Annotated in this window: 12 protein-coding genes and 1 pseudogene; 9 read left to right on the top strand and 4 right to left on the bottom strand. The window is 70.6% G+C overall.

The window, feature by feature from the left end; translation table 11 throughout:
• Together ACFWJW_RS33895 and ACFWJW_RS33890 are read right to left on the bottom strand one after the other, a co-directional pair.
• A partial coding sequence (locus ACFWJW_RS33895) for an NAD(P)-binding domain-containing protein (protein WP_360051732.1) occupies positions 1–94 on the bottom strand: 94 nt, incomplete at its 3' end.
• 30 nt (positions 95–124) lie between these two features.
• Positions 125–967, bottom strand: a complete 843-nt coding sequence (locus tag ACFWJW_RS33890; RefSeq protein ID WP_387248387.1) for a TIM barrel protein — start codon at positions 965–967, stop codon at positions 125–127.
• A 134-nt stretch (positions 968–1,101) separates the two neighbouring features.
• Here ACFWJW_RS33890 and ACFWJW_RS33885 point away from each other — a divergent pair, with 134 nt between their 5' ends.
• The 8 genes and pseudogenes from ACFWJW_RS33885 to ACFWJW_RS33850 all read left to right on the top strand — a co-directional run bounded on the left by ACFWJW_RS33885 (position 1,102) and on the right by ACFWJW_RS33850 (position 7,773).
• Positions 1,102–1,371 carry a hypothetical protein gene (locus ACFWJW_RS33885; RefSeq protein ID WP_387248385.1) on the top strand — a complete coding sequence of 90 codons (270 nt, stop codon included), beginning with the start codon at positions 1,102–1,104 and terminating at the stop codon, positions 1,369–1,371.
• The gene (locus tag ACFWJW_RS33880) at positions 1,368–1,748 is read left to right on the top strand and encodes a helix-turn-helix domain-containing protein (RefSeq protein ID WP_387248383.1); all 381 of its coding nucleotides are present in this window, start codon (positions 1,368–1,370) and stop codon (positions 1,746–1,748) included. Before ACFWJW_RS33885 ends, ACFWJW_RS33880 begins: the two co-directional genes overlap by 4 nt.
• Positions 1,749–1,959: 211 nt before the next feature.
• Positions 1,960–2,472 (top strand): 2-oxo-4-hydroxy-4-carboxy-5-ureidoimidazoline decarboxylase, encoded by a 513-nt coding sequence (gene uraD, locus ACFWJW_RS33875; RefSeq protein WP_387248399.1) that lies wholly within the window; start codon positions 1,960–1,962, stop codon positions 2,470–2,472.
• Positions 2,469–2,894: a hydroxyisourate hydrolase gene (uraH, locus tag ACFWJW_RS33870; protein ID WP_387248380.1), complete on the top strand. Its 426-nt coding sequence runs from the start codon at positions 2,469–2,471 to the stop codon at positions 2,892–2,894. Before uraD ends, uraH begins: the two co-directional genes overlap by 4 nt.
• A 7-nt stretch (positions 2,895–2,901) precedes the next feature.
• Entirely contained in the window at positions 2,902–3,849 is a 948-nt protein-coding gene (pucL, locus tag ACFWJW_RS33865; protein WP_387248379.1) for a factor-independent urate hydroxylase, read from the top strand.
• A gap of 190 nt (positions 3,850–4,039) precedes the next feature.
• Positions 4,040–4,552: pseudogene (locus ACFWJW_RS33860) on the top strand (solute carrier family 23 protein); the annotation flags it as partial.
• A gap of 45 nt (positions 4,553–4,597) precedes the next feature.
• Positions 4,598–6,001 carry an 8-oxoguanine deaminase gene (locus ACFWJW_RS33855; RefSeq protein WP_387248377.1) on the top strand — a complete coding sequence of 468 codons (1,404 nt, stop codon included), beginning with the start codon at positions 4,598–4,600 and terminating at the stop codon, positions 5,999–6,001.
• A 305-nt stretch (positions 6,002–6,306) separates the two neighbouring features.
• Entirely contained in the window at positions 6,307–7,773 is a 1,467-nt protein-coding gene (locus tag ACFWJW_RS33850) for a nucleobase:cation symporter-2 family protein (RefSeq protein WP_387248395.1), read from the top strand.
• A 110-nt stretch (positions 7,774–7,883) separates the two neighbouring features.
• Here the strand turns inward: ACFWJW_RS33850 and ACFWJW_RS33845 are convergent, their stop codons facing one another.
• Both ACFWJW_RS33845 and ACFWJW_RS33840 read right to left on the bottom strand, forming a co-directional pair.
• Complete coding sequence (locus tag ACFWJW_RS33845; RefSeq protein ID WP_387248374.1) at positions 7,884–8,756, bottom strand: chitosanase; 873 nt, start codon at positions 8,754–8,756, stop codon at positions 7,884–7,886.
• A gap of 32 nt (positions 8,757–8,788) precedes the next feature.
• Positions 8,789–9,343 carry a TetR/AcrR family transcriptional regulator gene (locus tag ACFWJW_RS33840; protein WP_387248371.1) on the bottom strand — a complete coding sequence of 185 codons (555 nt, stop codon included), beginning with the start codon at positions 9,341–9,343 and terminating at the stop codon, positions 8,789–8,791.
• 92 nt (positions 9,344–9,435) lie between these two features.
• On the opposite strand from ACFWJW_RS33840, the gene ACFWJW_RS33835 reads away from it, so the two are divergent.
• On the top strand, positions 9,436–9,672 hold the full coding sequence (locus ACFWJW_RS33835; protein WP_387248369.1) for an NAD(P)-binding protein: 237 nt from the start codon (positions 9,436–9,438) through the stop codon (positions 9,670–9,672).
• The last annotated feature ends 167 nt before the right edge of the window (positions 9,673–9,839 follow it).

The following is a 9,839-nucleotide window of genomic DNA, read 5'->3' as shown; positions in this document are numbered from 1 at the left end:
CGGTCACCGGGTATCCGGCCTTGATCAGGTTCTCGGCCATGGGCGAGCCCATGATGCCCAGACCGATCCACGCGACCTTGGGAAGATTGCTCATGAGAGTCTCTTTCGAAGCGCTTACGAGGTGTCAGGAGTGCGCCGCGCGGCGGTCGGCCGGGAGCCAGCCGAACGCCTCGGCGCCGGCGCCGTCGCCGGGCTTGTACTCCAGGCCGACCCAGCCGTCGTAACCGGCCTTGACGAGGCGGTCGAGCAGGCCGGCGAGGTCGAGGTCACCGGTGCCGGGCGCGCCGCGGCCGGGGTTGTCGGCGATCTGCACATGCGCGGTCCGGCCGGTGTAGCGGTCGATGACCTCGTCCAGGTCCTCGCCGTTCATCGACAGGTGGTAGAGGTCCATCAGGAAGCGGGCGTTGTCCAGGCCCGTCGCCGCGTTCACCGCGTCCACGACCTCGATCGCCTTCGGCGCCGAGACGATCGGGCAGTTCGGCGACTCGGGGGCGTTGAGCGCCTCGATCAGCAGCGTCCCGTTCACCTCCGCCACGGCCCGCGCGGCGTACGTGAGGTTCTCCAGCGCCAGCCGGTCCTGCTCGGCCGCGTCCACCCCCTCGACGCGGTTGCCGTACAGGGCGTTGAACGCCGTGCAGCCCAGTGAGCGGGCGAACTCCACCGCCACCGGCACGTTGGCCCGGAACTTCGCCGACTCGTCGCCGGGAACGGACAGCGCGCCGCGGTCCGGGCCCGGCAGCTGTCCGGCGTAGAAGTTCAGCCCCACCAGCCGGGTCCCCGCGTCATTGAGCGCGTCGCGCAGTGCGTCCAGCTCGGCCTGCTCCGGCACCGGGGCATCCACCCACGGCCACCACAGCTCCACGGCGGTGAAGCCCGCCGCCCGCGCGGCCGCCGGCCGCTCCAGCAGCGGAAGCTCGGTGAACAGGATCGACAGATTGACGTTGAAGCGCGTGTCCGGGAAACCCATAACGGCGGCGCCCTTCCGGATAGTGGAACTGTTTTTCTGCTTAATGGAACAGTGCCTGGCGGGCTCGGAGGCTGTCAAGGGGGCCCCGGGGCAATTTCTGGTGGCCGGGCCGAACCGCGCGTAGGTTGAGCGGCGTGCGATTGAGAGTGGAGTTCACAACGGAGCCGTTCGACCTGGACGAGGCGCCGGCGCATGCGGTGGTGGCCCGGGACATCGTCACGGGCGCCGAGCTGGACGCCGTGGACGTCGGTCCGTTCGGCAATACGGCCGAGGGCGACGCCGATCAGGTGCTCGGCGCGGTGACCGCGCTGCTGCGGGAATCCCTGCGAGCGGGCGCCACCCGGGTCTCCCTTCAGGTCAATGTCATCGGCGAGGCCGGGCGGGGCGAGGGGGACGCGACATGACGGATCCCGCCGACCACCCCTTCGTCCAGGCGGTCAAGCCGCTGGTCGACGCGATGGGTGGCCAGATGATCGCGCCGGACCTGGCCGAGGGTGACGATGTCGTCCTGACCTGGGAGGGTCAGGACCGGGTGGCCGTACGGCTGCCGCATCTGTCGGACTCGCTCGACCACATCCTCGCCGAGCTCCAGCGCCGGCACGGGGTGCCGCTGGCGGAGCTGGACCGTAAGACCAAGCAGTCGGTCGTGCGGATTCTGGAGTCCCGCGGGGCCTTCTCGGTCCGGCACGGCGTGGAGACGGTCGCCAGTGCGCTCGGGGTGAGTCGCTTCACCGTGTACAACTACCTGAACAGGGAGAATGCCGCGAAGGGCGCCGACTGAGGGCAGCCGGTCACGGCCCCGCCCGGCCGCCGCAGCCGCCGTCCCGCAGCACCGGACGGCGGCTTTTGTGTCGCCGAGTTTTCAACAAAGTGTTGACGTGATGTTGCCGGGGGTCTTAGCTGTTTCCAGCCAAGCAGAGCTGTCCAGCACCACCAGGCCACGGAGGCTTCCCGTGTCTTCGAGTTCACCGCACTCGACGGGGGACACCCCCGTGCCCCCCGCGGGGCTCACCCGGTTCAACACCGCGGACGACGCCACGGCACGCGCCGCACTGCACGAGGTGTGCGCGAGCCGGGCATGGGGCGAGGAGATACTCGCCCGGCGCCCCTACGCCACCACCGACGCACTGTTCGCCGCGAACGACGCCGCCATGGCCGGCCTGACCGCGGCGGACCTGGCCGAGGCGATGGCCGGGCACCCGCCCATCGGCCGGCCGAAGCCGGGCGACCCGACCTCGCACCGCGAGCAGAGCGGCATGGCGGGCGCCTCCGACGCGCTCAAGGCGGAGCTGCTCGAACTCAACCTGGCCTACCAGGAGAAGTTCGGGCATGTCTTCCTGATCTGTGCCTCCGGCCGTACCGGAGAGCAGATGCGGGACGCGGTCCGTTACCGGATCGACAACACGCCGGAACAGGAACGAGAGATCGTTCGTACGGAACTCGGCAAGATCAACCGCATTCGGCTGACCCGTATCGCGGAGCACGCAGAAGGAGACGCAGCATGAGCAGCGCGACGGCCGCACCGACGTCGGTGTCCACCCACATCCTGGACACCAGCGTGGGCCGCCCCGCCGAGGGCGTCGCCCTCACGCTCTCGGTGCGCTCCGGCAGCGACGGCGCCTGGACCGCCCACGGCGCGTCCACCACCGACGCGGACGGACGCTGCAAGGACCTGCCGGAGCTGCCGGCCGGCACCACCCATGTGCGCCTCGACTTCGCCGTCGAGGAGTACTTCAGCTCGAACAAGCACGGCGAACACCGCACAGCACACCAGCAAGCCGAGGAACAGCAGGACGCCCCCCGCGTAAGGGACAGCGGAGCGTTCTTCCCGGAGGTGGCAATCACCTTTGCCGTCCAGCCGGGCGAGCACTATCACGTACCGCTGCTGCTCAACCCGTTCGGCTACTCCGTATACCGAGGGAGCTAGCACCGACATGACTGCCCATTCCCGCCCGGCCCGCCCGGTGATGCTCGGACAGAACCAGTACGGCAAAGCGGAAAACCGCGTCGTCAAGATCACCCGCGACGGCGACACCCACCACATCAAGGACCTGAACGTCTCCGTGTCGCTCTCCGGCGACCTGGAAGAGGTCCACCTCTCCGGCTCCAACGCCCACTGCCTGCCGACGGACACCACCAAGAACACCGTGTACGCCTTCGCCAAGGAGTACGGGATCGAGTCGGCCGAGCAGTTCGGCATCCACCTGGCCCGGCACTTCGTCACCAGCCAGGAGCCGATCCACCGGGCCCGCATCCGGATCGAGGAGTACGCCTGGGAGCGGATCGCCAACTCCGACGCCAACTCCCGCTTCATCGGCGCCGACGAGGTCCGGCACTCCTTCGTCCGCAAGGGCCAGGAGACCCGCCTGACCGAGATCACCTACGACGGTGAGCAGTGGCAGGTCATCTCCGGGCTGAAGGACCTGGTGGTGATGAACTCCACCAACTCGGAGTTCTGGGGCTACATCAAGGACAAGTACACGACCCTCAAGGAAGCCTACGACCGCATCCTCGCCACCGAGGTGTCCGGCCGCTGGCGGTTCAACTGGACCGACGACGAGCAGCGGATGCCCCACTGGGAGCGTTCGTACGAGCAGGTCAAGAAGCACATGCTGGAGGCGTTCGCGGAGACCTACAGCCTCTCGCTCCAGCAGACCCTGTACCAAATGGGGTCGCGCGTCATCAATCACCGTTCCGAGATCGACGAGATCCGCTTCTCGCTCCCGAACAAGCATCACTTCCTGGTGGATCTGGAGCCGTTCGGGCTGAAGAACGACAACGAGGTCTACTACGCGGCGGACCGCCCGTACGGCCTGATCGAAGCCACTGTTCTGCGCGACGGTGTCGAGCCCAAGATCCCGGTGGATCTGACGAACCTCTGAGCGGCTCCGACGCAACGCCGTGCCGTGCGTTCCCCTCCCCACCCCGCAGCGGGGAGGGGAACTCACATCCTGAGGGGAACGACCCATGGCACAGCACCCGCACGACCCGCACCACCCCACGTCCCCGGTTCATCCGGTGGACGAGAAGCCGGCGGTCAGGCGGCTCGTCCCGGCCGCCCTCCAGCACGCCCGGGGCTTCGTCAAGCAGATCGCGCTGCTGATCGGGCTGGTCGCCGGCACCCTCGCCGCGGTCCCCTTCGGGATGGCGAGCCTCGACGGGCTGCGCTCGGCGCCCGTCGTCGCGCTGCCCGGTGCCACGCTGCTCGTGCTGGGCGCGTTCCCGGTGCTGGGCGCGGTGGTCTCGCTGGTGCCGATGCCGGTGCCCGGCGGCGCGGGTATCGTCCTGTTCGGATCGATCGCGGTCAGCGGTATCCGCACGCTCTCCGAGGCCGGTCTCGACGACAGCTCCCACATCATCCTGGTGGCCGTCTCCCTCGGTGCGGGCATCATCCCGCTCGCCGCGCCGGCCTTCTACGCCGACTTCCCCGCCTGGGCACGGACCGTGCTCGGCTCCGGGATCAGCGCCGGAGCCCTGACCGCGGTCGTGCTCAATCTGTTCTTCCACCACCTCGGCACCCGGAGCAGTCCACGGGCAGCGGTCCTGTCAGCCGCCCCGTCCGGCTCCGGCACTCAAATCCCCTAGGGCCATGCCGTGCCCACCGCCAGTACCGAAAGAAGGAACCGCACCATGGCTGCACCGGCATCCCCTGACAGCGCGGTGACGCAGCGCCTCGTCATCGAGAACTGCGCCATCGCGACCGTCGACGCCCACGACACCGAGTACGCCACCGGACATGTGGTCGTCGCCGGCCAGGTCATCGAGTCGGTGGGCGCGGGCAAGGCTCCCGAGGGACTGGAGAACGTGGTCCGCCGGATCGACGGCACCGGACATCTGGTCACCCCCGGCCTGATCAACACCCATCACCACTTCTACCAGTGGCTCACCCGGGGCCTGGCCACCGACCACAACCTGTTCAACTGGCTGGTCGCGCTCTACCCGACCTGGGCCCGGATCGACGCCCCGATGCTCGCCGCGGCCACCCAGGGCTCGCTCGGCATGATGGTCAGGGGCGGCGTCACCACCGCCGCCGACCACCACTACGTCTTCCCGCAGGGCTCCGGCGACCTCGTCGGCGCCGAGCTCGCCGCCGCCGCGGAGATCGGCGCCCGGATCACCCTGGCCCGCGGCTCCATGGACCGCAGCGAGAAGGACGGCGGGCTGCCCCCGGACTTCGCCGTCGAGACCACCGAGGGCGCCCTGCTGGCGACGGAGGAGGCCATCGACACCCACCACGACGCCTCCTTCGGCTCGATGGTGCAGATCGCCGCCGCGCCCTGCTCGCCGTTCTCCGTCTCCACCGAACTCATGCGACAGGGCGCCGAGCTGGCCCGCCGTAAGGGCGTACGGATGCACACCCATGGCTCGGAGACCGTGGAGGAGGAGAAGTTCTGCCACGAGCTGTTCGGCATGGGCCCGACCGACTACTTCGAGTCGACCGGCTGGCTCGGTGACGACGTGTGGATGGCGCACTGCGTCCACATGAACGACTCCGACATCGCCGCCTTCGCCCGCACCGGCACCGGCGTCGCGCACTGCCCGTCCTCCAACGCCCGCCTCGCGGCCGGTATCGCCCGCGTCCCCGACCTGCTCGCGGCCGGCGTCCCGGTCGGCCTCGGCGTCGACGGCACCGCCTCCAACGAGTCCGGCGAACTCCACACCGAGCTGCGCAACGCCCTGCTCATCAACCGGCTCGGCGCCCACCGGGAAGCCGCCCTCAACGCCCGCAAGACGCTGCGGCTCGGCACCTACGGCGGTGCGCAGGTCCTCGGCCGGACCGCCGAGATCGGCTCGCTGGAGGCCGGCAAGCTCGCCGACCTCGTGCTGTGGAAGCTGGACGGCCTCGGGCACTCCTCCATCGCCGACCCGGTCACCGCGCTGGTCTTCGGCGCCGCCGCGCCGGTCACCCTCTCCCTCGTCGGCGGCCGGCCGGTCGTCGAGGACAACCACCTCAGCAACGTCGACGAGGACGCCATCGCCCGCACCGCGCGGGCGGAGGCCCAGCGTCTGGCACGTATCGCCGCCGAGGGCTGACCCCCACGGCGCGGTCACGCGACCGGCGCACACCCCTGACTCGGCCGGGAGGGACGGCTCCCGGCCGGGCTTGTGGATCCGAGCGGGATCCACAAGCGCCGGACCCGGAGGTACGGGAACTCCCGTATCTCCGGGGCCGGTCGGCCCGGCCGGCCACCCCCGTCCACGCGCCACAAGCGCGCCCGGCCGCACCACGCTCACCAGGCGACTTCCCGCAGTACGCACCACATCGCACGCCCTCCGTGACAGCCTCGCATCGCCCGCAGCGGCGGCGCAGAAAACGAAGGAGGCCCGCAGTGGCCGCAATGACCGGGCAGCAGTCGGAGGGGGACCGGAAACATCCGGTCGATGAGACCCTCCCGCCCTTCAAGATGTTCACCAGCGGCCTCCAGCACGTGGCCGCGATGTACGCGGGTGTGGTGGCCCCGCCGATGATCGTGGGCCCGGCCTGCGGGCTGAGCGCCACCGAGACCGCCTTCCTGATGGGCGCCAGCCTCTTCACCGCGGGTATCGCGACCCTCCTCCAGACCCTGGGCTTCTGGAAGGTCGGCGCCAAGCTCCCGTTCGTCAACGGTGTCTCGTTCGCCGGAGTCACACCGATGGTCGCCATCGGCAAGGCGCAGAGTCCCGAGGACGCCCTCCCGATCATCTTCGGCGCGGTGATCGTCGCCGGCGTGCTGGGATTCCTCGTCGCGCCCTACTTCTCCAAGCTCGTACGGTTCTTCCCGCCGGTGGTCACCGGCACCGTCATCACCCTGATCGGCGTCTCGCTGCTGCCGGTGGCGTTCAACTGGTCCCAGGGCGGCAACGACCGGGCCCCGGACTTCGGTTCGCTGACGAACATCGGGATGGCCGCGCTGACGTTCCTGATCGTGCTGGTGCTGCGCCGGGTGCTGCGCGGCTTCCTCCAGCAGATCGCGATCCTGCTCGGGCTGATCGCCGGCACCCTGATCGCGATACCCGTCGGCATCACCAACTTCTCGGCGCTCTCGCAGGCGTCGCTGGTCGGCTTCCCGACGCCGTTCCACTTCGGCGCGCCGCAGTTCGACATCGCCGCGATCGTCAGCATGTGCATCGTGATGCTGGTCTGTATGACCGAGTCGACGGCCGACATGCTCGCCCTCGGCCGGATCGTCGGCCGCCCGGCGGACGAGCGCACCATCGAGGGCGGACTGCGCGCCGACACCCTCGGCACCGCACTCAGCCCGCTGTTCAACGGCTTCGCCAACAGCGCCTTCGCCCAGAACATCGGCCTGGTCGCGATGACCAAGGTGCGCAGCCGCTTCGTCGTGGCGACCGGCGGTCTGATCCTGATCGTGCTCGGGCTGTGCCCGGTGGCGGCCTCGGTCATCTCGCTGGTCCCGCTGCCGGTCCTCGGCGGCGCCGGCATCGTGCTCTTCGGCTCGGTGGCCGCCAGCGGCATCCAGACGCTGGCCTCCGCCGCGATGGAGAAGGGGGACAACGCCCTGATCGTCGCGGCGGCCGTCGGTATCGGCCTGATCCCGATCGCCGCCCCGGACTTCTACCACAGCCTCCCCAAGGACCTGCTGGTCGTCCTGGACTCCGGCATCAGCACCGGCTGTCTGGTCGCCATCGCCCTCAACCTCGCCTTCAACCACTTCGGCCGGAAGACGGCGGACGGGGACGCCGCGGACGGGACCATGACGGGCGGTCCGGCCGCGGCGGGGCACGGCGACCCGGAGCCCGTATCGCCGCCCGCCGCCGTCCCCACGGACGATGCCGGGGAGCCCGCGGCGGCGCCCGCCCACTGACGCCGGGCGGCCCGACGGCCCGTAGGGGAGCGGCATCCGGCGCTTCCCTACGGGCCGTCGGCGCTGTGCGGGTGGGCGGTCCCGGTGGCGGGCGGGTGCGTCCCGAGAGGTCAGCCGAGGTGGTAACGCTCCCCGTAGACCTTCCAGTTCAGCGGGGTGTGCAGATCGAGGTTGCCGTCCTTGAGGAACACCCGCTGCGCGGTGTCGATCCGGCTGGTGTCGCGGTGGGCCTCCTCCTGCCGCATCGCCCACACCCGGGCGTCGAGGAAGGCGTTGAGGTAGGTCTTCTCGTCGCCGCCCCGGGACGGCGGCTCGGCCTTCGCCAGCGCCCGCCGGCGAATGGCGGGGAAGCCGGTCCGGTCGTCGCCGTCGCCGTGCACCACCAGCGCGTCGTAGTACGCGAACTGGCCCAGCGCCCCGATGCCGTCGGCCTTGCCCCGCTCGACCGCGGGACGGAAATACAGCCGGTCCCGCTCATCGTCCTGGGCCTTCCGGAACGCGGGGTCCCTGGCGGCCTTCTTCCATGCCTCCGGGAAGCCGGGGTCCAGTCCGTCGTGCGAGTCGCCGCCGTCCACCTCCCGCAGGGCGGGGAGGTACCGGGCCAGCACGTTGTCCGGCTTGCGGTGGGTGTAGAGCTCGACGAGTTCGAGCATGTCGTGCGTCCCGGACGTGAAGCCGATGATGCCGCCGGTGTATCCCCGGCCGTCATCGATGTCCTCGATGTACCCGTACTGGGCCCGCCAGTCCAGGGAGGAGTTCTCCGCACTGGAGACCAGCTGCATGGCGATCTCCTTCTTCGCCGGGTCGTCCAGGTCCGCCGCCGCGCGCGCCGGGTGCCGGGCGTGGTGGCCCGGGGCCGTGCGGTGCGGGGCATCCGGCGGGACCGTGCAGGCGCCGGCGGTGGCCACGGTGAGCAGCACGAGGCCCAGGGTGAGGCCGGCGGTGGTTCCGGGCACGGCCCGGCCGTTCGCTCGGGTGCGCATGGAATTCTCCTGTCGGAGCGGGTGGTGGTGCGTCAGCCCAGCAGCCCGCGCAGCAGTTCGCGGATGCCCGGCCCCGGGTCGAAGCCGTCGACGGGGAAGGCCAGTTGATGGAAGGCGACGCCGTCCATGTAGTCGAAGAGGATCTCGCAGTGCCTACGGGGGTCCGGCGAGCCGAAGCGCTGTAGCCACTCCGCTCCCCAGTCGACGACGGTCTCCCGGCCGCGGGTGAGCGTCGGGCGGAGTTCGGGCCGGGCGATGGCCTCCAGGTAGAGCGCGAAGCGGGCGGCGGTCCTGGCCCGTTCGGGTCCGGCCGCGTACACCAGGAACCGGGTGACGGTGTCGGCGAGTTCCCCGGCGTCGGCCGGGTTGGCGGCCGCGGCGAAGCCCTCCCAGTCGCGGCGCTCCAGGACCTGGAGGTGGTCGACTATGCCGTCGATCAGCGCCGTCCGGTTGCGGAAGTAGTTGGAGGTGGTGCCGGACGGGACGCCTGCCGCGGCATCGACGGCCTGGTACGTCAGCCGCCGCGCTCCCTCGCTCCCCAGTACCTGGATCCCCGCGTCCAGTACCTGATCCCGCCGTCGTGCCACCCGAGCGCCCTTCGCCGTGCCTCTACCGTGTTCGCCATGCTGGCTACTATGTTTGTAGTGCCAATCTACTACGGGCATAGTACCGTGCCGATATGACCCGGACCTCGCATACGGCCGCCGTCGTCGGCGGCGGCATCGGCGGTCTCGCCACCGCCCTCTTACTCCGCGGGAGCGGCCGGCCGGTCGAGGTCTTCGAACGCGCCGGCCGCCTCCCCGCGGCCGGTCCCGGCGACGCGGCCCACGGCCCACGCCCGGTGGCTGCCCGCCCTGCGGAACGCCGTGATGAGGACCGCGGTGACGGTGGGCGGCGGGCTGGGCTGAGGGGATAGCGGCGGCCGCCGACGTCGGTCACCCACGTGCCCTGGCCGGACGTGAGGACCACCGGCAGCGGGCTGTAGTTGCGGGCGGTGGCGGTATCGGCGAGGTGGAGGTGCTGCCGGGCGAGCGGGCGGCCGCCGGTGGTGGTCGGGTGGTTCCTCGTTCCTGGGTGGCGCGG

Origin of the sequence: Streptomyces sp. NPDC127097, from assembly GCF_042724075.1 — a bacterium.
Classification (GTDB): Bacteria; Actinomycetota; Actinomycetes; order Streptomycetales; family Streptomycetaceae; genus Streptomyces.
Note: the sequence above shows the minus strand (reverse complement) of the source record. Positions and strands in the feature narration are given on the sequence as shown.

Bases quoted from the DNA above. Each gene is read 5' to 3' on its own strand.
- ACFWJW_RS33890 (WP_387248387.1), bottom strand. From the start codon at position 967: ATGGGTTTCCCGGACACGCGCTTCAACGTCAATCTGTCGATCCTGTTC.
- ACFWJW_RS33880 (WP_387248383.1), top strand. From the start codon at position 1,368: ATGACGGATCCCGCCGACCACCCCTTCGTCCAGGCGGTCAAGCCGCTG.
- uraH (WP_387248380.1), top strand. From the start codon at position 2,469: ATGAGCAGCGCGACGGCCGCACCGACGTCGGTGTCCACCCACATCCTG.
- pucL (WP_387248379.1), top strand. From the start codon at position 2,902: ATGACTGCCCATTCCCGCCCGGCCCGCCCGGTGATGCTCGGACAGAAC.
- ACFWJW_RS33855 (WP_387248377.1), top strand. From the start codon at position 4,598: ATGGCTGCACCGGCATCCCCTGACAGCGCGGTGACGCAGCGCCTCGTC.
- ACFWJW_RS33850 (WP_387248395.1), top strand. From the start codon at position 6,307: ATGACCGGGCAGCAGTCGGAGGGGGACCGGAAACATCCGGTCGATGAG.
- ACFWJW_RS33845 (WP_387248374.1), bottom strand. From the start codon at position 8,756: ATGCGCACCCGAGCGAACGGCCGGGCCGTGCCCGGAACCACCGCCGGC.
- ACFWJW_RS33835 (WP_387248369.1), top strand. From the start codon at position 9,436: ATGACCCGGACCTCGCATACGGCCGCCGTCGTCGGCGGCGGCATCGGC.